23 protein-coding genes and 2 pseudogenes are annotated in these 26,914 nt (G+C 41.0%); 11 read left to right on the plus strand and 14 right to left on the minus strand.

Translation table 11 applies throughout. The features are described from left to right. Nucleotides 1–329 precede the first annotated feature (329 nt). The 3 genes from NLP_RS25210 to NLP_RS25220 all read left to right on the plus strand — a co-directional run bounded on the left by NLP_RS25210 (nt 330) and on the right by NLP_RS25220 (nt 4,132). Nucleotides 330–1,211: a 4-hydroxybenzoate solanesyltransferase gene (locus NLP_RS25210; protein WP_104908717.1), complete on the plus strand. Its 882-nt coding sequence runs from the start codon at nt 330–332 to the stop codon at nt 1,209–1,211. Nucleotides 1,212–1,299: 88 nt separating this feature from the next. Continuing rightward, nucleotides 1,300–3,078 carry an asparagine synthetase B family protein gene (locus NLP_RS25215; protein WP_104908718.1) on the plus strand — a complete coding sequence of 593 codons (1,779 nt, stop codon included), beginning with the start codon at nt 1,300–1,302 and terminating at the stop codon, nt 3,076–3,078. A gap of 397 nt (nt 3,079–3,475) precedes the next feature. Then, complete coding sequence (locus tag NLP_RS25220) at nt 3,476–4,132, plus strand: pentapeptide repeat-containing protein (protein WP_104908719.1); 657 nt, start codon at nt 3,476–3,478, stop codon at nt 4,130–4,132. A gap of 474 nt (nt 4,133–4,606) precedes the next feature. On the opposite strand, the gene NLP_RS25230 is transcribed toward NLP_RS25220, so the two are convergent. Together NLP_RS25230 and NLP_RS25235 are read right to left on the minus strand one after the other, a co-directional pair. Further along, nucleotides 4,607–5,917 (minus strand): calcium-binding protein, encoded by a 1,311-nt coding sequence (locus NLP_RS25230; protein ID WP_104908720.1) that lies wholly within the window; start codon nt 5,915–5,917, stop codon nt 4,607–4,609. 34 nt (nt 5,918–5,951) lie between these two features. Next, nucleotides 5,952–6,146, minus strand: a pseudogene (locus NLP_RS25235) (hypothetical protein); the annotation flags it as partial. 121 nt (nt 6,147–6,267) lie between these two features. Here NLP_RS25235 and NLP_RS33570 point away from each other — a divergent pair. From NLP_RS33570 to NLP_RS25240, 3 genes are all read left to right on the plus strand, one after another. Beyond that, nucleotides 6,268–6,504 carry a hypothetical protein gene (locus tag NLP_RS33570; protein WP_158680525.1) on the plus strand — a complete coding sequence of 79 codons (237 nt, stop codon included), beginning with the start codon at nt 6,268–6,270 and terminating at the stop codon, nt 6,502–6,504. Between the two features lie 61 nt (nt 6,505–6,565). Beyond that, the gene (locus tag NLP_RS33575) at nt 6,566–6,730 is read left to right on the plus strand and encodes a hypothetical protein (RefSeq protein WP_199784687.1); all 165 of its coding nucleotides are present in this window, start codon (nt 6,566–6,568) and stop codon (nt 6,728–6,730) included. Nucleotides 6,731–7,075: 345 nt separating this feature from the next. After that, on the plus strand, nt 7,076–7,471 hold the full coding sequence (locus tag NLP_RS25240; protein WP_104908721.1) for a hypothetical protein: 396 nt from the start codon (nt 7,076–7,078) through the stop codon (nt 7,469–7,471). A 100-nt stretch (nt 7,472–7,571) separates the two neighbouring features. On the opposite strand, the gene NLP_RS25245 is transcribed toward NLP_RS25240, so the two are convergent. The 3 genes from NLP_RS25245 to fraC all read right to left on the minus strand — a co-directional run bounded on the left by NLP_RS25245 (nt 7,572) and on the right by fraC (nt 10,050). Then, the gene (locus NLP_RS25245; protein ID WP_104908722.1) at nt 7,572–8,351 is read right to left on the minus strand and encodes an ABC transporter permease; all 780 of its coding nucleotides are present in this window, start codon (nt 8,349–8,351) and stop codon (nt 7,572–7,574) included. Nucleotides 8,352–8,443: 92 nt separating this feature from the next. Beyond that, on the minus strand, nt 8,444–9,451 hold the full coding sequence (gene fraD, locus NLP_RS25250; protein WP_104908723.1) for a septal junction protein FraD: 1,008 nt from the start codon (nt 9,449–9,451) through the stop codon (nt 8,444–8,446). Between the two features lie 59 nt (nt 9,452–9,510). Continuing rightward, the gene (fraC, locus tag NLP_RS34360; RefSeq protein WP_104908724.1) at nt 9,511–10,050 is read right to left on the minus strand and encodes a filament integrity protein FraC; all 540 of its coding nucleotides are present in this window, start codon (nt 10,048–10,050) and stop codon (nt 9,511–9,513) included. Between the two features lie 237 nt (nt 10,051–10,287). Between fraC and NLP_RS25260 the strand changes: the two genes are divergently transcribed. Then, the gene (locus NLP_RS25260) at nt 10,288–11,424 is read left to right on the plus strand and encodes a cob(I)yrinic acid a,c-diamide adenosyltransferase (RefSeq protein ID WP_104908725.1); all 1,137 of its coding nucleotides are present in this window, start codon (nt 10,288–10,290) and stop codon (nt 11,422–11,424) included. Between the two features lie 49 nt (nt 11,425–11,473). Here the strand turns inward: NLP_RS25260 and NLP_RS25265 are convergent, their stop codons facing one another. From NLP_RS25265 to gatB, 9 genes and pseudogenes are all read right to left on the minus strand, one after another. After that, nucleotides 11,474–12,442 (minus strand): response regulator, encoded by a 969-nt coding sequence (locus NLP_RS25265; RefSeq protein WP_104908726.1) that lies wholly within the window; start codon nt 12,440–12,442, stop codon nt 11,474–11,476. Continuing rightward, the gene (locus tag NLP_RS25270; RefSeq protein WP_104908727.1) at nt 12,439–16,593 is read right to left on the minus strand and encodes a PAS domain S-box protein; all 4,155 of its coding nucleotides are present in this window, start codon (nt 16,591–16,593) and stop codon (nt 12,439–12,441) included. The genes NLP_RS25265 and NLP_RS25270 overlap by 4 nt, the downstream gene beginning before the upstream one ends. A 670-nt stretch (nt 16,594–17,263) precedes the next feature. After that, the gene (locus tag NLP_RS25275) at nt 17,264–17,500 is read right to left on the minus strand and encodes a hypothetical protein (protein WP_104908728.1); all 237 of its coding nucleotides are present in this window, start codon (nt 17,498–17,500) and stop codon (nt 17,264–17,266) included. 614 nt (nt 17,501–18,114) lie between these two features. Then, the gene (locus tag NLP_RS25280) at nt 18,115–18,465 is read right to left on the minus strand and encodes a hypothetical protein (protein WP_104908729.1); all 351 of its coding nucleotides are present in this window, start codon (nt 18,463–18,465) and stop codon (nt 18,115–18,117) included. 691 nt (nt 18,466–19,156) lie between these two features. Then, complete coding sequence (locus NLP_RS25285; RefSeq protein ID WP_104908730.1) at nt 19,157–19,636, minus strand: YbjN domain-containing protein; 480 nt, start codon at nt 19,634–19,636, stop codon at nt 19,157–19,159. A 125-nt stretch (nt 19,637–19,761) separates the two neighbouring features. Beyond that, nucleotides 19,762–20,073 (minus strand): annotated as a pseudogene (locus tag NLP_RS25290) (ABC transporter substrate-binding protein); the annotation flags it as partial. 18 nt (nt 20,074–20,091) lie between these two features. Then, complete coding sequence (locus NLP_RS25295; protein WP_104908731.1) at nt 20,092–21,216, minus strand: hypothetical protein; 1,125 nt, start codon at nt 21,214–21,216, stop codon at nt 20,092–20,094. A gap of 130 nt (nt 21,217–21,346) precedes the next feature. Continuing rightward, nucleotides 21,347–22,588, minus strand: a complete 1,242-nt coding sequence (argJ, locus tag NLP_RS25300; RefSeq protein WP_104908732.1) for a bifunctional ornithine acetyltransferase/N-acetylglutamate synthase — start codon at nt 22,586–22,588, stop codon at nt 21,347–21,349. Between the two features lie 672 nt (nt 22,589–23,260). Next, a complete protein-coding gene (gene gatB, locus NLP_RS25305) occupies nt 23,261–24,736 on the minus strand; it encodes an Asp-tRNA(Asn)/Glu-tRNA(Gln) amidotransferase subunit GatB (RefSeq protein WP_104908733.1) in 1,476 nt (491 codons plus the stop codon). 129 nt (nt 24,737–24,865) lie between these two features. Here gatB and NLP_RS25310 point away from each other — a divergent pair, with 129 nt between their 5' ends. The 4 genes from NLP_RS25310 (at nt 24,866) to NLP_RS25315 (ending at nt 26,491) form a co-directional block, all read left to right on the plus strand. Continuing rightward, complete coding sequence (locus tag NLP_RS25310) at nt 24,866–25,384, plus strand: DNA topology modulation protein (RefSeq protein WP_104908734.1); 519 nt, start codon at nt 24,866–24,868, stop codon at nt 25,382–25,384. A 145-nt stretch (nt 25,385–25,529) separates the two neighbouring features. After that, nucleotides 25,530–25,682: a hypothetical protein gene (locus tag NLP_RS33580; protein WP_158680526.1), complete on the plus strand. Its 153-nt coding sequence runs from the start codon at nt 25,530–25,532 to the stop codon at nt 25,680–25,682. A 145-nt stretch (nt 25,683–25,827) separates the two neighbouring features. Continuing rightward, nucleotides 25,828–26,001: a hypothetical protein gene (locus NLP_RS33585; RefSeq protein WP_158680527.1), complete on the plus strand. Its 174-nt coding sequence runs from the start codon at nt 25,828–25,830 to the stop codon at nt 25,999–26,001. 139 nt (nt 26,002–26,140) lie between these two features. Next, the gene (locus NLP_RS25315) at nt 26,141–26,491 is read left to right on the plus strand and encodes a hypothetical protein (RefSeq protein WP_234017061.1); all 351 of its coding nucleotides are present in this window, start codon (nt 26,141–26,143) and stop codon (nt 26,489–26,491) included. Nucleotides 26,492–26,914: the final 423 nt, after the last annotated feature.

Raw genomic sequence — 26,914 nt, forward strand, 5'->3', positions numbered from 1 at the left:
AGAAATGATGGCAAACGGTGATATGTCGGGGTAGCTAGCACTGATATTTATGACAACACACTTGCTCAGACTGAGTGCTGTTAGCGGTAGCAGGGCGTTGAGCCAGTGCTGAATATTGAGTAAATTAAAAAATACTCAGCATTCGCAACTCAGTTTGGTCGAGGGTAACTGAGCTATGTATATTTACCCTACTATTTATAACCGCAGTGACTATTTTAAGATATTTAAAGTTGCCACTTTGGGTTATGTTTTTACAAATAACAAATAACGTTATTCTATAGATGTAAAGAAGTGTGAATTCATCTCTCTAAAGTTATTTGTTGATTTCTATGTTAACGATGCCAGAACGCCCCCAAGAACCAATTTGGCTTGTAATTATCCGGCTTTTACGCTGGCATAAACCAGAAGGGCGGTTAATTTTAATGATTCCTGCCCTTTGGGCTGTGTTTTTGGCAGCTTCAGGGAAACCGCCTTTACCTTTAGTTGGTGTGATTATATTGGGTACTCTGGCGACGAGTGCGGCTGGGTGTGTTGTCAATGATTTGTGGGATCGGAATATCGATCCACAAGTGGAGAGAACACGCGATCGCCCCCTCGCTTCTCGCGCTTTATCTGTGAAAGTTGGGATTGTAGTCGCGATCGTATCTTTAGCTTGTGCAGCAGTCTTGGCTTTTTATCTTAACCCCCTGAGTTTCTGGTTATGCGTGGCAGCAGTACCTGTAATTCTGCTTTATCCCGGTGCAAAGAGGGTGTTTCCTGTACCGCAATTGGTGCTTTCCATCGCTTGGGGTTTTGGGGTATTGATTAGCTGGAGTGCAGTAACACAAACCATCTCCCAAGCAACTTGGTTACTTTGGGGCGCGACTGTGCTGTGGACATTAGGATTTGATACAGTTTACGCCATGAGCGACAAGGAAGACGATCGCCGCATTGGTGTTAATTCTAGCGCCCTATTTTTTGGTAATTATGCCCCTGTAGCTATTGGAATTTTCTTTGCTGGCACAATCTTATTGTTGTCTTGGTTAGGCGTAGTTATACATCTGCACTTAGCCTTCTGGATTAGCCTTGCAGCTGCTACTATCGGATGGGTTTGGCAGTCTCTGCGATTAACAGAGCGATACTTACCTAATTCTGCTTATGGTAAGATGTTCCGGCAAAACGTGTGGATTGGTTTTATTTTACTTGCTGGGATGATTGCTGGATCTTTCTAAAGAGGCAGGAGTCCTTGTGTGTACACCGTAGCTTCGCTTGCTCTTAGGTGGTTGGGGATGGGGTTCTAATATGCGTTAAAAATTTCCCATGCTATTTGATGCGTTTAAAAATCGTAAATCTCCTAAAATCGAATTCATCAAAACTAACCCAACCTGGCGCGTAGCGTGGGGGAAAATTAATCCAAATTATGAAGATATAGCTTGGCGAGATGAAAAAATTTCTGTAATTTTACCACGCACAACTTCGGAATTTCCGACGGAGAAATTAGCAATTAGTTCTAGAGGACGATTTGTTGTTGTTGGTGATGTTTGGTTAACTAACCGAGTGCAGTTGCTGCAAAAGTTGGGAATTGAACCGGATAGCTTTCAAGGAAGTTCTCTGCAACTAGTGGCCAATCTTTGGGAACAATGGGGTAATGAAAGTCTTAGCCAACTTGTCGGGATGTTTGCGCTAGTGGTTTGGGATAAAGAGAAACAGGTGTTGAGATTGATTCGCGATCGCATCGGTGTTCGTACTCTCTATTACACTACCACTGGTTTAGTTCGTTGGATTGCGCCTCAACTGAGAACTTTATCACCCCATCGTTCATCCGATTTAGATTTAGTGGCGTTGCGAGATTATCTTTGTTGTGCCTTTGTTCCTGGAGAACGAACCCTTTGGGAACAGGTGCAAGAACTGCGACCTGGAACTGTTTTAGAATTTCCCGACCACAAAGTTACAGCTTATTGGCAGCTTCAAGAACAGATTACAGCAATCGATCAACCCTTAGCATGGCATGGCGATCGCTTGCGAGAACTTCTAGACCAAGTTGTTCAAGAATATTTACCACCAGCAAATGAACCCGTTGGCGTTTTTCTTTCCGGTGGTTTGGATTCTAGCAGTATCACTGCTTTAGTAGCAAAATTCCACAAAGCACCAGTTCACACATTCTCGATTCATTTTGGTTCGGAATGTCCCAATGAGTTAGAATTTTCTAGTCTTGTTGCATCCCATTGTCAGACGCAGCACCACATTTTAGAAATTACTTTTAAGGATATGTGGTCACGCTTGCCGGAAACAATGGCTTATTTAGATGATCCTATTGGCGACCCACTGACTGTTCCCAACCTGTTGCTGGGACGACTGGCGAGAGAAAGTGTAGAAGTAGTTTTGAATGGTGAAGGTGGCGACCCCTGTTTTGGTGGGCCAAAAAATCAGCCGATGTTAATTAATAGTTTATATGGCTCTGTCACCAATCAGGATGCATTGCAAGCTTATTTAATTTCCTTTCAAAAGTGTGCTGTTGACTTACCGCAACTTTTAAAACCAGAAGTTTGGACAGCAGTACAAACAGCGCCTTGGGTTTTTGCAGAAGACTTATATTCTCAAGCCAGCTATCTGAATCGTTTGATGGCAATGAATATCAAATTTAAAGGCGCTGACCAAATTCTGACCAAAGTTAGTAACTTGACTCAAGCTGCTCTTTTGCAAGGTCGTTCTCCTCTGTTTGACCAACGAATAGTAGACTTAAGCATGGAAATACCTCCAGAGTATAAGCTTTCTGGAGTGGAAGAAAAAGCAGTTTTAAAGCAAGCGATTACCTACGGTACGTCTTTGGCGAATGCAAATATTTTACCAGACAAAATTATTCATCGTCCCAAAAGTGGCATGATGGTACCGGTGCAGTTAGGATTTCGGAAATATTGGCAGCAAGAAGCCAGAGATTTATTGCTCAATCAAAATGCATGTATTGCTCCTTACTTAAACCAGTTGCCAATTCGGAATTGGTTAAACTATCAAGGAGATACTTGGAGTCGTTATGGAGTCAAGCTGTGGTTGCTTGCTAGTTTAGAAATTTGGTTACAAATAAATCAAAAAGCGCAGTAGTGAAAGCAACAAAAAGATACGTCATGACTAAATTGGGTTATGCCTTCGCTATCAGTGCTGGGTAATAAGCGAAAAGAAGTACTCAGTACTGATGGAAATTTTGAATCTTACCTCATCCCCTGGCTTTTCATAAAAAGCCGTCGGGAAATAGAAGTCATTAATACCAATGACAAATGACCAAGGACAAATGACTCTTCTTATATGAATATTTCCTGACTTATGTCAGCATTTTTTGTTTTAAAAACCACTGAGAAAACGTATTTTCAAGTGATTGCCGATTTTTGGTTAATTTATTTTTGATTATTTACTGAGCTAATCTCCGTTTGCGGTGTACTCTCAATATACGGTAACTACCACACTCAACCTTTGAGATCAATTACACCCAGAGGTGAATACCATGAAAAATTATACTCAACAACAGGAATTTATTTTAAGTCAAATCACAAATAAATATTTTCAGCGTCGGGATTTCAGTGGATGTGACTTGAGAGGAATCGACCTGAAAGGAATTGATTTAAGTGGTATTAATTTAATTGGAGCAGATTTGCGTGATGCAAATTTGTCTGGCTGTGTTCTGACTCGTGCTAATTTAAGCGGCGCAAATTTGATCCAAGCTAGCTTACGTGAAGCTAATTTGTATGAAGCATCTTTATGTGAAGCCAATTTGACTAATGCTGATTTAACACGGGCAAATTTGTGCGGAACATTCTTATGGCGAGTGAAATTTATAGGTAGTAATCTTTGGGGTGCTTCTTTATGTGATGTGGATTTGAGAGAAGCAGACTTAAGTGAAGCCAAATTAATTGAAGCATCGCTGATTGAAGCTAACTTAAGTTTTGCAAATCTCACACGAGCCAAGCTATGTGGAGCAAAATTACTAGAAGCGAATTTGACTGAAGCTAACTTAACTAGTGCAGACTTGACATGGGCAAATTTAACTAAAGCAAACTTGAATAAGGCAAACCTTTGGAAGACAAATTTGATTTATGCAAAGTTGCGAGATACTATCATGCCTGATGGTACAATTGAGCAACCTCAGATAGTTATTTATTAGCTAGAAATAGCTCTGGCAAAGTGAGATAATCTTGTGATTTCGTTTCCATGCAGAGTATGGAAACGAGATGCAGCATAATTCAGAATTCAAAAGTCAGAATAAGTAAACTTGAAACCCAACACTTCTCGGATTTTGGGGAAGAGGAAAGGGAAAGAAAAAACCTTATAACCCTTACCTTGTTAGACCAAAATCAATACCTGCTGTCACACATCCACCCGTCATCCGATTGCGGTCAATCACGACTCGCTCTGTTCCGACCTCAATGCTCAGGAGAGCAAGTTGTCTGCGACTACGACAAGTTCTTTACGGCTAGCTACTTTTAGGACAAAAAAGCATTTCTAACTCAAGAAATGTCAAGGTTATTTCGTGAAAAGCTCTAATATCGCGCAAAATAAGACGCGCAGGATGCCCATCCCACAAGAAATGCTTTTTCATGCCGCAAATGTGCAACGCCGCAGATAAAGAGCTTTCTTTTTAAACAAATATCAAGTCATTAACAATATTGAAACTACTATTGAGAGATGCAATCACCTCATCAGTACCCAAGTTAAATTGACCATTGCCATTGCCTACTAGAGCAATAAAGTTACTAGAACCTTGCTTAAAGAAGGAATAGTCGCTTCTGTTACCAGTTAGTTGAATTTTGTCTTCACCTGAGACAAAATCTTTGATGATAGCTAAGTCCTCGGAACCAGAATTGCGATAAAGGACATTGCCCTTTTCTCCCAAAACAAATGTATCTTGACCAGCACCTCCAAATAAAGTATCTCGACCACCGAAACCATTGATTATGTTGTTTAACTTGTTACCAATAATCGTGTCATTTTGTTTTGTACCAATGACATTGACAAAATTTTTGACAGTGCCAACGCTATTAACAACCCCTGAAATATTAACGCCAGTCAACGATTCCTTAGATAAGTCAACATCTACAGAAACAGGACTTTCTAGACTTGAAGCATTAATGGTATTGGCGAAACCAACATCTCCTATAACTATCTCAATTTCAGTCGGAACGACTTCCCGATCAGTGCCGAGATTTCCTTTTTCGATGCGATCGGGGAAAATAGTAATTGCTTGACCCAAACCAGTGTAATCAAGCGTATCAATGCCATCTCCTCCATCATAGATGTCATTGCCAGCGCTACCGCCTAAGAAATCATTACCACTGCCACCAATGAGTGTGTTATTTAGTTCGTTACCAATAATTGTGTCATTTTGATTGCTGCCAATGACATTGACAAAGTTTTTAATGGTAATTGCCTCAGGAACATCAAAAATATCAAATCTTTCTGCACCCAAGTCGATTAAAGATGCTAAATCTGTACCAGAAGTATCGATAACATTTATAAAACCTGGATCAGCAATGATGATCTCTGTACTAGGAGGCTCTGAAAGTCGATCGCTACCAAGACCACCACCCTTTTTTGTACGATCGGCAAAAAGAGTAATTACTTGACCTAAACCAGTGTAATCAAGCGTATCAATGCCATCCCCACCCCTGATAATGTCATTACCAGCACTGCCAAATATTACGTCGTCTCCCTTTTCTCCAAACAGGTTATCATTTCCACTGCTACCAAACAGGTTATCGTTTCCACTGCCGCCAAACAGGTTATCATTTCCACTGCCGCCAAACAGGTTATCATTTCCTTCGTCACCGTATAGGTTATCATTGCCGTCATAACCGAACAGATTATCATCGCCCTTGCGACCAAGCAGATTATCATTTCCACTACCGCCCAACAGGTTGTCAGAAAAAGGAGTACCAATTTGTGTGCTCATGATTTATTTTCTCGTTTGATTTACTCAAAATTTAATTTAGCCTCCCACTTGTGCCTGTAAAAGCATTAGCAGTGATGTCGCTATTTTCGCTTGGGACAGCAACAATGAAGCCCGACGGGACATCAATATTAATGTTGCCACCATTACCACCAGCTTCTGCTGTGCCTGCGGTGGTAGAGATTTGAGCGCCATGACGCACAAGGAGTAAATCAGTTTGTATATTGATGTTTAAAAATGCTTAACTGAGAAGTCTTGAAGCCTTAGTTAATACAACTTCAGTATTAATTATAAATATTCTTTATATGATAAGTAATCCTTAAGCTGTAGTTAACATAGCTTCTTCTGTGATTATGAATGTTCAATCTGTAGTTAACATAGCTTCTTCTGTGATTATGAATGTTCAATCTGTAGTTAACACAGCTTCTTCTGTAGTTAGGAATGCTCAAGCTGTACTTAACACAACTTCTTTTGTAGTTAGGAATGCTCAAGCTGTAATTAAAATTAGAGATAGCCGTTCCCATTACGATGCGGTACAGCTTTATACCGAGGAGTGTAGGGTACGGCACTGCACATTGGTGTCAACTTAAAAAGATGTAGAACCTCAAAGTTCACTCGCTGACTGATAAGAAATAAACACAGGATAAAATCATGGCTAATTCATCATTCAACCTGCTGAACCTCTCTGATTTGAATGGCACTAATGGCTTTGTAATTAACAGCATTGCAGAATATGACTACTCAGGCAACTCAGTCAGCAATGTGGGGGACATCAACAATGATGGCATTGATGACCTGATTATTGAGGGCATCTAATGCCGACTCTAACGGCATCAGTGATGCTGGGCAAAGCTATGTAGTGATTTGGGCGAACCAATGTGGGAAGTGGCGGCAGAGCTGCGAGGAGCCGCATTTCTAGGCAGAGGCTGGAAAGCAGATTTGAAAAGGCTTTTAGCTTAAGTTGACACCAATGGGCAATGCTGTACCCCTACGGGTGTACTTTACACAAACGAGAAGCGCTATAAACGCTTTAAATAAATTAAGAGAATTTACTAGTATCTATTTTATAAAAAGTATCATTATTTTTGTGGATTTTGCTGAACCAGAATATATTTTTAATAGGGCATAGTAACTGTAGAAATGTTATAAGTAACGAAATTTATGTCTTTAAGAAAACGTACATCCCGCGTTCTAGAAAATGCTGAGTTAAGATTTGCTGGACTCAAAGCAATTGATGCCAATCTGGATCTGGGAGAGACTTGTAATTTAAAAATACTGACAGAACTAATTGAGCAATTACGCAGCAAGTTAGAAGCTCATAATACTGCTCTCAGCACGATTGACTCTTCCAAAGTAGAAATTGAAGAGTTAGAACAAACCTTGGGTGGTTTCTCCGAAAAAATGCTTATGGGAATCGGCTTTAGATATGGCAAAGATAGCCGCGAATATGAGATGGCTGGTGGAGTTCGCAAAAGTGAACGTATCCGTAAAAGCAGAGCAACTCGCTTGAAAACTATTGCACAAAAAGCATCTAGCCAAGGCACTCAACCCTTGTAGATGTGTAAGCAACACAGTTTGCACAGGCGAGGGAGCAAGGGAGAGAATAAAAATTACCTCTTTCTCCTCTGCCCAATGCCCAATGCCCCATGCTCAATGTCTAAAATTCGCGTTGTGAAAAGATCAGAATAGCGATCGCTAACAACATGGTACTATAAAGTAAGCCGTAACCAGCATTCATAATCAGTGCAGTGGTGTCAGGTAGTGCTTGCAGACCATAAACGGCATCATTTTTCAAATCTAATCGAGATAAATCTGGCAAGAAAAGAAACAAAGCTTGAGTTAGACGTTCCATACCAGGGTTACGGCTCAGACGACCAAGTTGTACTAAATCTTGAGTAATATTTCCGATTAAATATACCGCAAAGGTTAAAACAGTCGCTAGCAGAGAAGCAGTAAAAACACCGAAGGTAATAGCTACGGCAGTAATTAATGACAACTGCAAAAATAAGAAAATTGCAGCAATTAGAATGCTTGCTGTAGGATGAGGAATATTACCAAATTGCAGAAATAGCAGATAAATGACTGTCATCGTGGCGACAAGCACAGCTAGGACTGCGGATAAACCCAAGTATTTGCCGACGATAATTTCGCTGCGACTAACAGGTTTAGCAATTAATACTAAAACAGTGCGTTTTTCAATTTCTTTATTAATTAGTCCCGTACCAATAAATATCGTAATAATTAACCCGATGGCATTCATCGCCGCCATTCCAAAGTCTAAAAACATTTTATCTTCAGCCGTAGCTGCAAATTCAGGAAGGACGCGAAAGGCAGTGGCGAGTACTAGCGCATAAAAACCAATAATATATAGGATGCGATCGCGTACCACTTCCTGAAACACATTCTTTGCCAATACAAAAATTCTGTTAATAGTCATTTTTCATTTTTCATTTTTCATTTTTCATTGGGAAGAGGCAGAGGGGAAAGAGGTAATTTTATTATTCTTCCCCCTACCCCCTGCCCCACTCCTCACTGCTGCGGAGGCGGTGAACCAGAAATTAATTTACTGGCGCGATCGCATTCAATTTCTGCAACTGTAATCTTATTCTCTGAATTATTGGCTGCTGCAAGTGGTTCAATGCGACAAGATTTTTTTAAGTAATAGCCTCGTGGGTTAGAACTAGGTCCTATCCAAATACTTAATAAATCTAATATATATCCTGACTTTGTATTAGCTACACGCGGTTCAACACGCCATAGTTCCTTCTCTTCATATTTATTCAGGTTTTTTTGAATTATTCCCCTACCCAAATTTCCTACCTGTTGTTTCGCATCTAGCAACCATTTTTCTACTTCTGACCAAGGTCTTTTTGCTATTTGTTCTACTACCATTGGTTGAAGTTTTTCTAGAATTACAACGCCGTTTTGGGGAATTTTTACTAATTCTTCTGTTCGGGGAACAAAGGTACTATGTTTAAAAGTATCTGCCTGCAAACTGGGATATTGTCGTAACCAATTATCCATCACAAAGTGAAACTGAATCCAGCAACTTAGCAGCATACTACTAGCAACTAAAATTATAATTCTTTGGCGGTCTTCTGGCTTAGGAATGCGAGCTTTTGCATCGGTATCATTTCCTTCAATAAACTCTGGTATTGCCGTAATTAATGCTGAAATTGTCGGCCAAAAAACGATGGTTCTGGGTGTAATTACATCTTGTTGATCTCCAAATGCAAAAACACTCACTAAGAATCCGGTGATTACTGCCCCGACTGGCATAAAAGTACCAGGAACCCTCAAAGGATCTTCAGTTGTATACCAAGCTGTACCAGCAATTAAAAATAACCAACCGAAAAAAGCAATTATATCTTTGATATAACCTGTGGCACAATATGAAAGTACCCAAGAAAAAATACTTAAATAAATAAATGTCTGCCAAGAATAAGCTTTGGGTGGAACTAATATTTTTCTAATTCCTGCATAAAGCCCTTCAGCAAATTTAAAAACCCCAAAGACATCTTTTAGTAGTGTATTCATATTCCTCCCTCAACCAGATAAATCAATAATTTTTTCTAAATTAAACAAGTAATTTTTTGCTATTTTGAACGAAATAATAAAATAATGGTTATGGCACTATAGCTCAGAGAATTTGCTATTAGTATAGTAGTAACTAAATTAGTATTTTGGAAATTCAAGGTGGTAAAACGACGCCGTTGCAGCCGCTGAGATGTTTGAGGTTCCTCTTCTTTTTTAGTAAATGATTCATTTAATGAGAATAGCAAAACCCTTAAAATAAAAAATTTCATCAAAAACGTAGTAAAAAAAATTATACAAGCAGTTAAAATAATTAAAGTCTGTGTATTCGACGATTTAAAGTTATTAAAAAGCATATAGTTAATTAATTCTGATTTCACCTGTATCGGCAACAGTGGTTCTGATACAAAAAATATGAGCCAACCAATTACACTGGAAAACAGATTGATAGAAATTGCATAAAAAGTACTGGTTTTTTTGTCAAATTTTAGTCGAGAATGCAAAACATAAGCTTCGATGGGGATGGCAATCAGTACAAATAAAAAGTCAAACAGAAATCCACCAATGGGAAAAATCCTGGGAAGCATCCAATTGTCAGGCATAAATGGTTAAGGGTAAGGGTTAACTGTAGTGAGTATAACTGGGATAGTAAGGGTGATGGGGGAAATTATCCCATTGTTCTTGTCCTTTACTATGCGGGTGTGCCAGTATTCCTCTATTGATATTGTTAATAGATCGAACTGACCCTTGTACAGACACGTTAGAGGGGCAGTTTCTAAGATGAGAGTACAAGAGGTTAGGTAAGATTAAAGACTGCCATAGTTATAACTTTTTGAGAGATGACAAGGAACGGTATTGGTATTCGGACAGCGCAAGCGCGTCAAGAACGGCTTATTGGTCAAATTCACGTCTACGATGGTCTGGGTAAAGGTAAATCTCAAGCGGCTTTGGGGGTGGTTTTGCGCTCCATTGGCTTGGGAATAAATACGCCTAGCAATTCTAATCGTGTTTTACTGCTGCGGTTTTTAAAAGGGCCAGAACGTGATTATGATGAAGATGGCGCGATCGCAGCTTTACAACGCGGGTTTCCCCATTTAATTGACCAGGTTCGTACCGGGAGAGCCGAATTTTTTGGGCATGAGGAAATTACCACCTTTGACCGAGATGAAGCAATGCGGGGTTGGGATGTCGCTAAAGGTGCGATCGCTAGTGGTTTATATTCAGTCGTCGTTTTGGATGAAATTAACCCCGTTCTGGATTTAGGTTTGCTACCAGTGGATGAAGTAGTAAAGACATTAAAATCCAAACCCCAGGAGTTGGAAATCATTGCTACCGGACGCGCCGCACCCCAAAAGTTGCTCGATATTGCAGATTTACACTCAGAAATGAAACCTCATCACCACCCAACAGCCAAAGCCCTGTTCCTGGAAGGGATTGAAATTTATACTGGTGCTGGTAAAGGCAAGTCTACTAGCGCTTTGGGCAAAGCCTTACAAGCAATTGGTAGGGGAATTAATCATCCAGGGTCTACCCGTGTGTTGATTATGCAATGGCTTAAAGGTGGTAGCGGCTACACAGAAGACGCAGCGATCGCCGCTTTGCAACAGTCATATCCAGAAGTGGTGGATCATCAGCGTTGCGGTGGAGATGCGATCGTCTGGCGAAATTCCCGACAAGAATTAGACTACGTAGAAGCCGAACGAGGTTGGGAAATTGCCAAAGTTGCGATCGCCTCTGGATTGTATAAAACTATTATTCTCGATGAACTCAATCCCACCGTTGACTTAGAACTACTCCCCGTTGAACCCATTGTCCAGGCTTTACTCCGCAAACCCCGCGATACCGAAATTATTATCACTGGCCGCTGCCAAAATCCACCCGCGTACTTTGATTTGGCTAGCATCCACTCAGAGGTTTATTGCCACAAACACTATGCTAATCAAGGTGTAGAACTTAAACGAGGTGTAGATTTTTAAATGGGGAATGGGGAATGGGGCATTGGGCAGATAACTGAATGTTGACAGATTAGCGAGAATTTTTACTTTTGGGTAGTAGAATATTTTGCACAAAGCGATCGCGTCCTGCTGCCTTTGCTTCATATAATGCCCGATCCGCTGCGGCAATTATTTCTTCTAAGTTAGAATCTGGCTGAGGAATTTCTGTCGTAAAGCCGACACTAATAGTTACGTAAGAACCAACTTGGGAATTTTGATGAGGAATTGCTAGTGCTCGGACAGCATGACAAATTATGTCGGCAACATGAGTCGCCCCCTTGGTGTCTGTGTTAGGTAAAATCACAGCAAATTCTTCCCCACCATAACGGGCAACTAAATCTCCGGGACGTTTAATAATATCTTGGAAAGCTTGAGCAATTTTTTGAAGACAGCGATCGCCTACCCGATGACCATAGGTATCATTATATAGTTTGAAGAAATCAACATCGCAAAGAATTAGAGAAAGCGGACGTTGCTCGCGTTTTAGGCGCTGCCACACTTGATAAAAATACTCTTCAAACCGTCGGCGATTAGCTACTTGAGTTAATCCATCGATAGTAACTAATCGCAGCAATTCCAGATTCTTGGCTTCCAGTTCTCGCTGTAACTGAGATTGCTGAATCAAGCGTTTTACCCGTTGTCGCAAAACTGGCCAGTGAATCGGTTTGGTAACAAAATCTATTGCTCCCACTGCAAATGCACGGTCAACTGTCTCTTGATCATTAAGTCCCGTAATCATTAAAACTGGAGTGTGCTTGTTACAATCTAGAAGCTCCAACTGAGTGCAACACTCGAATCCATCCATATCCGGCATTATGGCATCAAGGAGTACTATATGAGGGTGCAGTTGCTCGAAAAGATTTATTGCCTCTATGCCATTTTCAGCTTCCGCTATTTGATAGCCTTCCCGCTCTAAGCAATTCCGCAGTATCAGGCGAATAAAAGGATCATCATCAACAATTAAAACTAAAGATTGGCTTTCTTCAGCAGTGGCTTTCATGGTGCTTCCTTCGCAAGTTCTTTTTCTAAGGCTGTTTTAACTTGTTCATATTCCTGATACAGTAGTGAAAGTAATTCTAGATTGTTTTCTAAGTTACTCCTGCGTGCCTGTACTTCTAGCAGCTTGCAAAGGTGAGCTAGGGCGATCGCTCCAACAGAAGCACTGCTGGACTTGAGTTTGTGCGCTGTCTTCCATATAGTCTGGATATCCTGACTTGCGATCGCTGTGCTGATATGTTGCACTAATTTGGCTGTTTCTGTAAGATAACACTCAATTAGTTCCGCAAATGCCACACGATCTCCTCCGACCATAAGCTGCAAGGATTGGAGGATTTTGGCATCAATTTTGGCGCTTTTTAATATCTGGTTTTGCCCTGACTGTAAGATATTTGGCGAAGGTTGCAATTCTGGGCGCATCACTTCCCTTTGTTGTTCGATGGAAGTGAATTCAAAATTTCTTTGGGGTAGACATTTGCTGAGTGCCTGAGCTAACTCTTGCAGCTGAATGGGTTTGCTAATGTAGTCATCCATACCAGCAGCAAGACAAACTTGGCGATCGCCCCGCATGGCATTGGCAGTTATGGCGATAATATGGGGACGAAAACCCACCCCCCATTCTTGACAGATTCTCCGAGTTGCTTCTAACCCATCCATTTTGGGCATGTGGACATCCATCAACACTACGTCGAATGGCTGTTTTTGCAGAGCTTCAATCGCTTCTAGCCCATTAGTTACAACATCTGCCCCATAACCTATTTTTTGTAGCATCAGTAGGGCAACTTTCTGATTAACAACCGTGTCCTCTGCCAGAAGAATCCGCAGTGGTAGTCGATGGCCCAAATGCCGATCGACCAAGGTAAAATCAGAAATACTGGCTAGAATCGGCTGATTTCCCAAAACACGAGTAATAACATCGAAGAGTTGAGGGTGTTTGATCGGTTTACTCAAAGAAGTAGCAAACTGGACATCATTAAAGTCAGAAGAAGTTTCTACTTTCGCTAAAGAGGTCATAATCACCAAAGGCAAATTTTGACAATTAGATTGCTTGCGGATTTGACGAGCTAGGGTTATGCCATTCATTTCTGGCATCTGCATATCTAAAATAGCAATATCAAACTGCGTTCCCTGAGCAAGTTTAACTAAAGCTTCTTTTCCAGATTTGGCAGCATAAGTTTCCATCTTCCAAGACTCTGCTTGCAAGCTGAGAATTTGGCAATTGGTGAGATTGTCATCTACAATCAATAGTCGCTTGGAGGTAAGCAGCGATCGCGAAGTGCTTAATTCAGCTTGTTCTGACTGAGCAGCTACTTTGGTAATAATGGTGAAGTAAAATGTTGAACCTAGTGAAGAGTCAAGAAATGATAATAATTTTCCATTATCCCATCTAGGGCTAGGATTGCCACCAATAAATCCCTGGCTTTCTACCCAAAGAGTGCCGCCCATCATCTTACTGAGCCGCTTACTAATTGCCAGTCCTAGCCCTGTGCCACCATATCGTCGAGTCATGGAGACATCAGCCTGAGTGAAGGGTTGAAATAATCGCTCTATTTTCTCTGGTGCAATGCCAATACCTGTATCTTTAATCGCAAATAGAATTTCGTAGAGAAGTTGCTCTTTTTCAACAGGTATCGGGGATTGGGAAGAAGTTTTTTTATTCAACTCAAGAGTCTCCAGTTCAACAGAGAGTAAAACTTCTCCGGTTTCCGTAAACTTGATAGCATTGTTGAGAAGATTCATCAAGACTTGGCGCAGACGAGTCAAATCACCGACGATCTGAATGGGAACTTGGGGCTGGATCAGATAAATTAGTTCGATATCCTTTTGGGCAGCTTTCGGAGCTAAAAAGGAAATAGCCTCCTCCACACAAGCTCTCAAATCAAAAGGCTGTTCTTCTAATTCCAGTTTGCCCGACTCAATTTTGGAGAAATCCAGAATATCGTTGATGATGGTGAGTAAAGTATCTCCGCTACTGTGAACTGTTTGCACAAAGTCTTGCTGTTGAGGTGTGAGATCGGTATCCAGCAGTAAACTTGTCATAGCAATCACAGCATTCATTGGAGTCCGAATTTCGTGGCTCATCATCGCCAAAAACTCACTTTTTGCCCGATTTGCAGCTTCTGCTTGACGTTTTGCCCGCTCCAAGGCAAAATTTTTCAAGGTAAGTTCTTCACGTTGGCGCGTTTCTTGTTCCAGTAAGTGAGCTTGTGCTAGAGCAATGCCTAGTTGAGCCGCCACAGCTTCTAGTAATTCGATTTCGTCTTGTGTCCACTGGCGAAAATAGCTACACTGATGTAAGCCGATCGCACCATTGGGTTCTCCTTGATAAGAAGTGCGGATTGACAGCATAGATTTCAGCCCAATTTCTCGGCAGATAGATTCAGCCGCCTGGAGTAAAGGATCAACGTACACATTTGGAGAAGCGATCGCACTTTCTTGGCTCATCATCTGCTCGGCATGGGGATTGTTAGTCATGGGAACTTCCAATTTCAGCATGGAGCAGTAACCAGGGATTGTATTATACTCTGCTACTAAGGGAATTCGGGGTGTGGGGTGACTAATGTAAGAGTGGATCAGACAACGATCGGCTGCAAATGTTTGTCCAATTTGGGTAGCAGCCGTCTCAAAAATTTTGCTAGTATCAAGACTTTGACGAATTTCCTGAGTAATTTGTTCAAGTAGTAAAGTGCGATCTAATTGCCGTTGCAGTGCCTCTTTAGCTCGTTTATTTTCGGTAATGTCGTGATTGATGCCGACAGTAGCAACAGTTTCCCCTTGTTCATCCTGTAGAGCGACTACGGTTGTTTCGCAAATTCCCTCACTGCCATCTTTGCGAATAAAGTGTATTTCCCCTGACCAGCGTCCTTGCTGGTTGACTGTTTTCAAAATGTTGCCGCTTAATGTTGCGGCTACTTCCGGCTGATGCAAAATACTCGGATGTTTAGCCAAAATCTCGGCTTTGGTATAGCCAAACATACTTTCGGCAGCAGGATTCCAGTCAATAATACTTCCGGTTAAATCTGTGATAATTACGCCATCATGCATATTTTCAAAGGTGAGGGCTTGCCGGCGCAGACTGGCTTCGGCTTGCTTGCGTAAGCAAAGCTCGTTGTAGACATCGCTAATATCTCTCTGAATGCCAATGAAGTGGCTTAACTTGCCATTGTCGTCATGAATAGGAGAAATACTCAATTCATTCCAAAACAAAGTGCCATCTTTGCGATAGTTGCGGAGAACAACTTTGCAACTGGTTCCGGTTTGAATAGATGAGCGCAATTCATTCAGTGCTGGTTGCTGGGTATCTGTGCGTTGCAAAAATAGACAGTTTTGCCCAATTACATCAGTAGCACTGTAGCCTGTTATTTGCTCAAAGGCAGGGTTGACGTAAAGAACTGGATTGTAGGCGAGTCTAGCATCGGCAATAATAATTCCATTACTGGTCGCGGTAAGTGCCCTCTCTCTCAGTCTCAAGGTTTCTTCAACCAGTTTCAAATCAGTAATGTCAAACATAAACCCCCTCAGCCCGATCGCAGTTCCGGCTTCCTCAACGACACTAACAATCTCTCGCAGCCAAACAACTCGCCCATCAGCAGCTAACATCCGGTATTCCAATTGGTGATTTTCGCACCTAGCAGTTGCTTCTTGACAAAAACGAACAGAATTTTTCTTGTCATCTGGATGCAGATGATTAACCCAAAAATTTTCCTCGTACCACTCTGCGATCGGATAATTTAGCAAATCTACTGCTTGCGGCCCAACGTAAATAAATCGCCAAGTTTTCAAGTCCAATTCCCAAGGGATGACTTTGACAGTTTCCAGCAGCTGTCGCAAACGATTTTCACTGGCGAGCAGGGCAATTTCTACCTGTTTCTGTTCAAAAATCCTGTGAGTTAACTCCTGATTGATTGCTGTTATTTGTTGGTTTGTTGCATTCATTGCCAAGGCAAAATAGATTGATAATGTCAGCGTCACAACAACTAATAACCCTGCAATCAATTCTACTTGTGTTAATAACCCCGGATTTGGGATTAAAAGTCTCTGCCAGAGTAGGAATACAGAGATTGAGAAGAAAATCCCCAGCAACAGAGCGAGTAATTCTCGTTGATGGAAAAATATCACAGCTTTGAACCAGTCATATCCGTGCTGTTTTACCACTTATTAACTCTCTAGCACTTTCAGGGATTATTGCACTAACTTTTACTTTTAAGTAATTTAAAATATCAGTAGCAAGGGGGCAATTACGGAATTTATTTTTAGTTAATATATCAAGATGTTTATATAGTGCCAGAAAAACTTAATCATTTATGATTGTAATTACACTTCTTTTGATACCAATTCTGTATAAAGACACATAGTAAAGAATCCCACCACCTGCGGCACATCTCTTTGGTAAGGTGAGGTTGGGAGGGGTCAAAATAATATGCAGGTTCACAAAGAATTAGTATAAGAGCGGCATCTGTACTAGTACACTGTGGCGGAAGTTTGTTTACCTTTAACAAGTTGCTTTGAGCAACTTGTCTGGTTAATTAAGATGCTAGAAGTTATTACAAACCAAAAGATCCCCTATTTTTTGAAGAAAGTAGGGGATCTGAGCCTCTCGGTGGAGAGCAAATCAAATATAGTGGTTCCCGCAGATTTTAAGTAGACTACACCCGCGATCGCAAGAAAAGGGTAATGGAGATTCAAAACCAATACAGTCCAGAATGCGCAACAAAACCCAGATTGTAGAGATGCGATTTATCTTGAAAGACCAATTATCTACACCAATAACCCTTAACCTAAGCGTATTGGATTAAAAACAAGGGTTAATGCCTATGCTTGTACTTTAAATTACAGCTTCTTGGCGTTGACAATCAAAAACAACCATGTAGGAAGCATTTGGTATTTCTTGAGGAAGGTGCCGCATATAGCCATCGGCATCAGAACGGCTGCGGAAGCGAGCAACAATCTCCCGTTGCGTATTCGGAAGTTGACGAGCGATCGCCCAAGAATTGAGGCGTTCTTTATACGCAATAGTTTGATTGTCTGATTGGGAAGTTTTGTTATCCGTATTTTCTGGCATAATTATGTTAACCGTATGAAGTTTAATGAAGGGCGTTAATTAGTTTCTAGGTAGGAATGCACCAACGCTTTTTTTTATGCTACTGCCACCTTGTTATTCGATTATTTATAAATTGTCAACACTGAGCGCTATATTTGAGACCAATTAAGTTGGAATTTTCAGGTAGCAATGAATCTCAAAGCCTTAACTTGCAATTGTTTCCAGGACACAACAATGTTCAAGCAGAAAGTTTGGCAATTATTAGGTTTGCATTATTTGTATGTATACACATAAATAAAGTCCGCATCAGTGGTTAAACAAATTTTAGTGTCTGAAAAGATACTATTGTAAGCTGAAGAGAAAATGAGTAATAACGTGCGTAGAATTAATCAGCACGTACTTTCTATAGTGTGATTAGTAAAGCTGCATTGCGGGCATTGACATTTTTTATAGTTAATTGAAAATAATTAAATTTTTAGAGTTTTTTGAAATATTCAAGAATGAATTTTTCTTCAGCTTTTATATTACAAGTAATAACCCAAACTTGATATAATAGAGTAAATAATTGATTTTGACTGGAGAGGGAGCAATCCCTGCTCCCCCTCTTAAATTCTTTTTCAATTCTACCTATCTCTTCACCACTCCCGATCTAGTAGAGATTCAAATTCAGCTTGTAAGGCGGTTATATCCGCCAACCTTGTGACTAGTAAATTATCCTTACCAGCATCATTTAAACGCACTTTCCAATAACGAATACTGTCTGAGTTATTCAACCAAAACTTAATCACGGTATCTACCACTTGATCCAGATTCCAATCCCACTTTGCTGGAACGGATTCTACCGATTCTAAAAACGTATCTAGCGTACACGTATGTACTCCCAAGTATTCCACACCTTGTTGGGATGGTTTTTGCCCATTTTGCTGTTGGTGATTAAAAAACTGCAAAAGTGGAGATATTCCTAGAATATCAAAAGTGTATTTCATGCCAATACTCCCAATTTTATATTATTTACAGGAAATATTTAGTTTTTTCTATTTCTAAAATAATATCTGGAAAGGAACTAAAGCATCTGCAAAAAGTGCAATTTTGGTCTATATCATAGGCGTGAAACTTCAGCTATAAATTAGCACTTACAAGCATTGAGTGCTAATATTTATTTGAGAGTTTGATTGATTATTAAAGAGTTTCAGGCATTAGTTAAGGGATACATATATCTTTAATAATTATTAAATTAGTTATGTTAAGACTTGTAAAGGCTAGATCCTCCCTAACTCAGTTTTTGAAAGCTGGTGATTACCAACAAAGCGGCTGTTTAATGAAATCAGTAGGTCAATACATATCCTAGACGCGATCGAGTCTGTTAAGTAAACCGCCTTTGTGGAGCGATCGCACCCAAAATGCAGATAGGGTCAAGTCAAGGGAATATAAACCAAATTTAATTGACAGTGCAGTTTTAAAAGTGTCACTTACTAGACTCGCTTTTTGATTGAAGCAGTGATACTATTTATTTGTGTGAGGAGCAAGTTAAAAATAAAAAGCGCCTGGGGTGGAAACACGGCAACACTCCCAGGCGCTTTTTAATTGGTACACAGAAAAAAGTCTTTGCAGATTCGCCCAAACCGGATTGCTATGCATCGGATGTAGCAATAGCCCAATCTAAAAATCTAAAATTTCTTAAGTCGCACCAAATTCAGTTTGTAAGGCTTCATCGTTATTATCAGCGATCGTTGCCACAACGGTAATTAGCCGAGACACTTCGCCAGGAGATAACTCTGCTAAGGTGCGTGTCGATATTACAACTACCCGGTTTTCAATAATACCAAAACGTGCTTCAAAAGTACTAGAGCAGTTTAACTCCAAAAGATACCGCATCAACTTAGGTTCATTTTTGGCAGGTAAATTTAGCACCGCAGACCAAACCGTTATTGTGTCTTCATCGGTTGTCCCGTTGAGTTGGACAAATACTTCCACACTTCCATATTTAAACTTCCAAAGATAACCACCCTCTGGAGTGTGGTTAACCATCGCACTATCATCTTGTTCCAAAGAGTCGATGACATTTTCAATTACCTCAAGATGGTTAATGCTTGTCGTCTCGCTGATTAAAGCATTAACGGATTCGTTATTAGTTACGGTTTCTGGGTAGCTTGTCATACAGATTTTTTCTCAACATACTCGCTCTACACATACTTTATAACTTGTAGACGTAGTTGTAGGGGCAATCCATGAATTGCCCCTACTGATTGCAGGGTTCTTCCCGCTACCATCTGGTACTATTTTGGATAATTTTCTGCCCAATCTTCCCGCACACCAAGAACTTTACCGGGGTGTCCCAGCCAAACTTCTAAGTCGGTAGCGATGGTAAAGCCGACACCTTCCACAGCCGCGCGGTAGTTCCAAGGTTGGCCGACGCAGTAACCATCAATGCTTTCAGCTTTTAAATCGGCTACCATCTGCGCTGGGGGAATGGTCTTCATATCTACATCGCCATCGGGGTCAATTCCTCCAGCCGTTAGCCAGTAACGCAGCAGCAAGTTGTGCATAGATGCGGGATGTACTACCCCCATTGTATACCTTTGTTCGTGAGTGAGAATCAGGTGATTTGGTAACTATCTGCTGTTTCCAACACTCGGAAGAAACCCCGTCTCTTTAAGCAGCAGCCGTAGTTCTGTGTGACGAAGTTTCGTGTCCTTGTTGTTATTTGCCCACATATCAGAAAAGAAGTCTTGCATCAGCGCAATGATGCTGCGGTATTTGACGATGCTGGCAACATACAATTCGTCTAACTTCATGACTCTATCAGCATGTATCTGCTCGATATTGTCGAGTAATATAGACCGCAGTTCATAAGGTTTTAAGCCTTCTTTTATGCCATATTTTTCCATAATCCTGTGTTTATCATTCTCGGAACATAAATCATACGACGCTCGAATAAGATGACCAAGATTCCGCAAGACTTCTCCGTAGTCATAAAATGTGTTTTGCTTAAAAAAAGACTTTTCATCTTTAGTCAACGTAAAACTCTTGTCAAGTACCAAACCAAAATCGGTCAAATATGTCTGCTTACCGTCGGTGAGGATGTTGCGAAAATGTGCGTCAAAATGGATGATTCCCTTCGTTCTCAAAAAAGTAATCGTCGTGCGTAAGTCATCCAGGGGTTTTTGAAGTTTGTTGGGGTTTTCCCGCAGCCATGTTTCCAGAATATGCGGTATGTACTCTAGAAACAGAACCAACTCATAGTTGGCGTTTGCTCTATCTAACATATAATTCCCGGCGTTGGCACTATTGCCCCAGTACTCCACATAATCTTTTAGACGCGACCTATCGACATCCGCACGTCGCCCGTCCAAGGGAATAATTCGATAATGGTACATCAGTGGGAAGGTGGCAATTACCCCCGACAATACCCAATTGGTTGTCTTGATATGGGTAACAAGTTCCCGGAAGACCCCAAAACCAGTGGAACCGAAGCCGTAATTACAGTAAGTCGGCAGGTTATAAAGGTTTCTAGTGGAGAACAGGTTATCAAATTCGATATTTGTAACCGGAACACGTTTCACAAAAACCTTGGATTCCCCAAGAATGATGGTGTGATTCATTCCCCAACCTGTGCTCGACTCATTTGACTCACTATTATCAAACAGAGAACGCAATTGTGCATTATCCAACTGAGCGATTTGTGAACTTAGCTTGAAGTATCTTTTCCTTCTAAGTTCTATATGCTTCTTAGCCATTTTCCCCGTCCAGCCACAGCATAAGAAACTGTAAGACTATTCTGATACCAATTCAATTAATGATTGCAACACATCCTTGGGTAAAGAGGCGATGAATCGCGTCTCTACAGCGCAAACAATTGGGAGTAGTTCACGTAGTGTATTCGGCGTTAATCTTCACGTAGTCATAACTCAAATCACAACCCCAAGCTTTACCTACACCATAACCATTGCCAACATTAATGGAAATTAACACCGTATCCTGTTGCAGATAAGCACCCACCGATGCTTTTTTCAAATAAGCACTTGCTGCTCCCCGATCAAATTGTAGAGGTTGTCCATTTTCTAACATTAAGAAATTCCCTAGCTTAATTTGCAGGTTTTCTTGCTCAAAGGGCACACCTGCACGTCCGGCAGCGGCGGCGATGCGTCCCCAATTTGGATCGCGTCCAAAGATTGCAGATTTAACTAAGGATGAACCAGCGATCGTTTTGGCTATTTGTCGGGCTGAGATTTCATCATGGGCCCCTGTCACTTCCACTTCAATGAGACAGGTTGCGCCTTCACCATCACGAGCGATCGCTTTGGCTAAATGCTGGCAAACTGCTGTTAACATCGCCTCTAATTTCTCTGCTTCTGCGCCCCATTCTATAATTGCTGGGGTGCGAGATTGACCATTTGCCAAGGCAATTAAGCTGTCGTTGGTGCTGGTATCACCATCCACAGTAATGGAATTAAAGCTTCTATCAGCTGCCCTTGCTAACATCTGTTGCCAAAGGTGAGGCGAAACCACAGCATCACAAGTCACAAATGCCAGCATGGTTGCCATATTGGGGTGAATCATGCCGGAACCTTTGGCAATGCCGGCAATTCGTACCGAGCGATCGCCTATAGTTGTCTCTAGGGCAATAGATTTTGTTACCAAGTCTGTAGTGATAATCGCCCCGGCAGCGGCATCTGATCCTGTTTCTGATAGTGCTGCTACTACCTTGGGAATCCCGCTTCGCAAAGCATCCATCTTAATTCTTTGACCAATCACACCAGTGGAAGCCAATAACACAGATTCAGACGAGATGTTTAGAGCTTGGGCTATTGCCATTGCAGATTCTAGGGTATCAAGGTAGCCTTGAGTTCCTGTAGCGGCGTTTGCTTGTCCAGCGTTGCAGAAGATGGCACGAGCGCTTTGTTTGGCTTGCAAGCGTTGGCGACAATATTCTACGCAGGCAGCTTTCACTTGGCTGGTGGTGAACACACCCGCTGCGATCGCTTCCACTTCTGAGAATATCAAAGCTAAATCTGGCAACCCCGAAGGTTTCAATCCTGCGGTAATTCCCGCCGCCTGATACCCCCTTGGTGCTGTGATACCACCTGTTATTTCTTGCCAATCTGCCATTATTCTTCACTCTAAACTATCAGGTTGGATAGGTCAATTTGTGCTTTGGAAAAGTGCCTTGGAAAAGTTCCCAGTGTTGAGTTAGGAGTCAAGAGTTATTATCCCCCTACATCCCCAGTCTCCAGTCCTCAGTCCTTTTTATTGTGAGTTTATTTGCTGATGGCAATAATAATGCACCAGTTGGCGATTAGCATAATTGTTTTTACCTTTCTTATGACGAAAAACAAAAACAAAAAAGGAGAGCCACTTGGGTTGCTCTGTAGATCGTTAGGATACATCTACTTCCTTATCTCTATGCTTTACTTTTTAAGGGTTAATACTTATTTATTGAGATTACTTCTCAAATTTTTGGAAGTTTATCCGTAAATACCACGAAAATAAAATAAAAAAGAGAGCTACTTAGGCAGCTCTCCAGATCATCAGGGTGCATCTACTTACCACAGCATATCATTTTAGGTATGAGGGTTGTCACCAGTTTTTATATGAAGATTGTGTGAAGCAAGACCGGGAAAATACTTAGTTGGGGAATTGGGAATTGGCAGAAGAGGCAGAGGAGCGGAGGGGCAGAGGGGAAAAACTAAAAACTTACTGAAACTTTTCCCTTGCTCCCCTGCTCCCCTGCCCCTCTGCACCTTTTGCTTGCTTACCAAGCATTGTTGGCTTGATAGACTACTAGGCGTTCAGTTTTTTCTCAACCAATTCGTTAGTCAGCTTAGGATCGGCACGTTTGCCTGTCTTTTTGAGAACTTGTCCGACAAAGAAGCCTTTGAGGTTAGTGTTACCGTTGCGATACTTTTCTAGTTCTTTGGAGTTGGCGGCTATGACTTCATCGACAATCGGTTCCAGTACGCTAGGATCGGTGATTAACTCTTGTCCGGCAAAGGCTTTCTCAGGAGAAATACCACTAAGCAAATCTGGCAACTTTTGTTTAGCTTGAGCATTGCTAATTTTGCCCGTTTCAATGCGAGTGATAATATCTGCCAAATTGGTCGGAGTCAGGGCGATTTGAGTAATAGTGAGTTTTTGCTTATTGAGGTGGGCTGCAATATCTTGAGTAATCCAGTTGGCAGCAGCTTTGGGATTTGCTCCAGATGCGATCGCAGTTTCAAAATATTCGGCGATTGAACGATCTTCTGTTAAGACTCGCGCATCGTAAGGAGAAAGCCCCAACTCACTTTCATAATGATGGCGTTTTTGGGCTGGTAATTCTGGTAGTTCGCTACGCCATTGCTCTAATTGTTCATTTGACACCTCAATTGGTGCTAAATCTGGTTCGGGGAAGTAGCGGTAATCGCTAGAACCTTCTTTCACCCGCATACTACTTGTGCATTGAGCGTCTTCTTGCCACAGCCGAGTTTCTTGGATGATGCGATCGCCTGCATCGATGGCGGCTATTTGGCGTTCAATTTCGTAGTCAATCGCTCGTTGAATGGCGCTGAAGGAGTTCATGTTTTTAATTTCTACCTTGGTGCCAAACTCCTTTCGTCCCACTGGACGCACAGAAATGTTGACATCGCAGCGCAGAGATCCTTGTTCCATATTGCCGTCACTCACGCCGAGATACCGGACAATCCGGCGCAACTCTTCGGCATATTCAGCAGCTTCTAGTCCAGAACGCAGATCGGGTTCTGAAACAATTTCTACTAATGGGATACCTGCGCGATTGTAGTCTACTAGAGAATAGGAAGAACCAGAAAGGCGATCGCTACCAGCGTGTACCAATTTTCCAGCATCTTCTTCCATGTGCAGACGCGTAATGCCAATGCGTTTGCGAATCGGATTCCCCTCAGCATCTACCAACTCAATTTCTAACCAACCATGTTCTGCGATCGGTAGGTCGTATTGAGAAATTTGGTAATTTTTGGGCAAATCTGGATAAAAATACTGTTTTCGGTCAAACTTGCTATATTTAGCAATTTGACAATTCAGTGCCAAACCAGCTTTGACGGCGTATTCTAATACTTTTTCATTGAGTACAGGTAAGACCCCAGGTAAACCCATACAAACCGGGTCAATGTTAGTATTGGGGTCAGAACCGAATGCCGTAGAGCTATTAGAGAAAATCTTGGTATTGGTACTCAGTTGACAATGGGTTTCTAAACCAATAATCGCTTCATACTCAGTTTTTACGGTCGTAGCAGTGGTCATAATATCAATAATTTGGGCATAATCCTTGTAGTGGTACTATTGTAGCCGCGTATTGAGTTGCCCTGAAGACGGTTATTTGGGTGAGTAATGCTTACCTCTTGAGGTTGAAAAGGGAGATGCACATCTAAGGTGAAGAAAATCTTAATCATTGGTTCTGGAGGTGCTGGTAAATCTACCCTAGCCCGCGAACTGGGAACCATCTTAGGTTTAGAAGTGATTCACTTGGATGCTTGGTACTGGAATCCTGGTTGGGTTGAGACTCCAAAAACTCAATGGCAGAGCATAATCCAAGACCTAACCCGACGAGAATCTTGGATTATGGATGGTAACTATAGCGGTACTCTCGACATTCGTTTGTCGGTTGCAGATACAGTAATTTTTTTGGATTTTCCCCGGCTTTTATGTTTGTCGCGAGTGATTAAACGTCGCTTCATGTATGTTAGACAATCCAGACCTGATATGGCATCAAATTGTCCTGAAAGATTGAATTGGGAATTTCTCAAATATATCTGGTCATACCCAATTCTTCGCCGTCCTGGAATTCTAGAAAAACTTAGTCAAGTAACACCAAATCAGCAAGCTCTTATTCTCCGCAAACAAACAGAACTCAGAGGGTTGTTACAAAAAATTTCCCCCTATTCAGATTGACTCAATTGATTTTTATTAAACTTATCTAAGAGAATAGTTAAAGTAGATATTGTTAATTATGTGCTAATCAACTACCAGTAGCTAAGGTAAAATTACTATAATCAAGTATTAAATTAGCAAATTAGAGCAGGAAGCAACTAAGATTATGATTGATGTCAAAACAGCAGTAAATGCTGCATATCAATACATAAAATCTATACAAGACATGATGGGTTCTTCATTAAAAGATTTGAGACTTGAAGAAGTTGAACTTTCTGAGGATAAAAGCTTCTGGTTGATTAAACTGCGTCCACGTTGAAAACCGTAGTTCTGTATGAATAGAAAAACCCTCATCCCCCAGCCCCTTCTCCCAATATTGGGAGAAGGGGAGCCGGAAAGAAGTCCCTCTCCCAAGTAGGGAGAGGGATTTAGGGTGAGGGCAAAAACTACGGTTCTCAACATAGATGAGGTTTACTTTAGGGTTTGATATTCCTAAAAAACCTCCTAAAAGCCGATTGGAAGACTTAATGCCTATCTCTCTTGCTTCTGTCCCTGTGTTGTATGAACGAGAATATAAACTTTTTAAGGTAAATTCTCAAACTGGCGAAGTAGAAGCAATGAAAATTAGACAAGTATGAAAGATGTGATTAATTCCTTGATTCGTCGTTATCACCAAAAGGGAATTTTAATTGATATAAATTTGTGGGGAAGATGAATCAATAAAGAATAACTCGATTTAATCGAACACAGCAATTTATACCAGAAGATGATGATCTTTTGTTAAAAATCATTGTCAGATTTCAGAAACTTGTAACAACCCCAAATATTTTGACTGAAGTCTCTAACTTTGTCGATAAACTTGTTGAACCTGAACTTTCTCAGTGCTTTGCAATATTTGCTCTATTTGCTCAAAATGTTGATATTTTGGATGAATACTATATAAAAAGTTTAGATGCTGTTAATACGGAAAAATTTGTCAAATTCGGACTTACTGACAGTGGAATCCTGACTTTATCTAAAGGGAAATATTTTGTACTAACTGATGACTTTAAGCTAGCAAATTATCTTCAAAGTGTAGAAATTGACGTGATTAACTTTAACAATATTCGCGTCTTGAACTGGAAGTAAAAATATGAAATTAAACTACTATAGCTGTCGCCAGTCCAGTTAGGAGGTAGACTAGGAAGCGTATTGTATTCCTCAATCAGGACTGACTACCAATGCCAAACCTCTACAGTTATGATTTTCGGCAAGATTTTTGCAAGCATTAATTTCTATAATTTCTCTAAACAAATTAAAAAATGCCTGGGAGTGTTGCCGTGTTTCCACCCCAGGCATTTTTTATTCTTAACTTGCTCCTCACACACAAATAAACCATACCACTACTTCCATCAAATGGCAAGTATATTGAGTAACATTTTCAAAACTGCATAAGCAATCCAATTTCTGACAAATTAAAAAGCGCCTGGGAGTGTTGCCGTGTTTCCACCCCAAACGCTCTTTATTTTTAACTTGCTCCTCACACACGACTCAAAGATATCATTACCTCTA

This window comes from Nostoc sp. 'Lobaria pulmonaria (5183) cyanobiont' (genome assembly GCF_002949795.1).
Lineage (GTDB): Bacteria > Cyanobacteriota > Cyanobacteriia > Cyanobacteriales > Nostocaceae > Nostoc.

What these genes read in the sequence shown, in the direction of transcription:
- NLP_RS25210 (WP_104908717.1), top strand. Translation starts at nt 330, where the DNA reads ATGTTAACGATGCCAGAACGCCCCCAAGAACCAATTTGGCTTGTAATT.
- NLP_RS25215 (WP_104908718.1), top strand. Translation starts at nt 1,300, where the DNA reads ATGCTATTTGATGCGTTTAAAAATCGTAAATCTCCTAAAATCGAATTC.
- NLP_RS25220 (WP_104908719.1), top strand. Translation starts at nt 3,476, where the DNA reads ATGAAAAATTATACTCAACAACAGGAATTTATTTTAAGTCAAATCACA.
- NLP_RS25230 (WP_104908720.1), bottom strand. Translation starts at nt 5,917, where the DNA reads ATGAGCACACAAATTGGTACTCCTTTTTCTGACAACCTGTTGGGCGGT.
- NLP_RS33570 (WP_158680525.1), top strand. Translation starts at nt 6,268, where the DNA reads ATGAATGTTCAATCTGTAGTTAACATAGCTTCTTCTGTGATTATGAAT.
- NLP_RS33575 (WP_199784687.1), top strand. Translation starts at nt 6,566, where the DNA reads ATGGCTAATTCATCATTCAACCTGCTGAACCTCTCTGATTTGAATGGC.
- NLP_RS25240 (WP_104908721.1), top strand. Translation starts at nt 7,076, where the DNA reads ATGTCTTTAAGAAAACGTACATCCCGCGTTCTAGAAAATGCTGAGTTA.
- NLP_RS25245 (WP_104908722.1), bottom strand. Translation starts at nt 8,351, where the DNA reads ATGACTATTAACAGAATTTTTGTATTGGCAAAGAATGTGTTTCAGGAA.
- fraD (WP_104908723.1), bottom strand. Translation starts at nt 9,451, where the DNA reads ATGAATACACTACTAAAAGATGTCTTTGGGGTTTTTAAATTTGCTGAA.
- fraC (WP_104908724.1), bottom strand. Translation starts at nt 10,050, where the DNA reads ATGCCTGACAATTGGATGCTTCCCAGGATTTTTCCCATTGGTGGATTT.
- NLP_RS25260 (WP_104908725.1), top strand. Translation starts at nt 10,288, where the DNA reads ATGACAAGGAACGGTATTGGTATTCGGACAGCGCAAGCGCGTCAAGAA.
- NLP_RS25265 (WP_104908726.1), bottom strand. Translation starts at nt 12,442, where the DNA reads ATGAAAGCCACTGCTGAAGAAAGCCAATCTTTAGTTTTAATTGTTGAT.
- NLP_RS25275 (WP_104908728.1), bottom strand. Translation starts at nt 17,500, where the DNA reads ATGCCAGAAAATACGGATAACAAAACTTCCCAATCAGACAATCAAACT.
- NLP_RS25280 (WP_104908729.1), bottom strand. Translation starts at nt 18,465, where the DNA reads ATGAAATACACTTTTGATATTCTAGGAATATCTCCACTTTTGCAGTTT.
- NLP_RS25285 (WP_104908730.1), bottom strand. Translation starts at nt 19,636, where the DNA reads ATGACAAGCTACCCAGAAACCGTAACTAATAACGAATCCGTTAATGCT.
- NLP_RS25295 (WP_104908731.1), bottom strand. Translation starts at nt 21,216, where the DNA reads ATGGCTAAGAAGCATATAGAACTTAGAAGGAAAAGATACTTCAAGCTA.
- argJ (WP_104908732.1), bottom strand. Translation starts at nt 22,588, where the DNA reads ATGGCAGATTGGCAAGAAATAACAGGTGGTATCACAGCACCAAGGGGG.
- gatB (WP_104908733.1), bottom strand. Translation starts at nt 24,736, where the DNA reads ATGACCACTGCTACGACCGTAAAAACTGAGTATGAAGCGATTATTGGT.
- NLP_RS33580 (WP_158680526.1), top strand. Translation starts at nt 25,530, where the DNA reads ATGATTGATGTCAAAACAGCAGTAAATGCTGCATATCAATACATAAAA.
- NLP_RS33585 (WP_158680527.1), top strand. Translation starts at nt 25,828, where the DNA reads ATGAGGTTTACTTTAGGGTTTGATATTCCTAAAAAACCTCCTAAAAGC.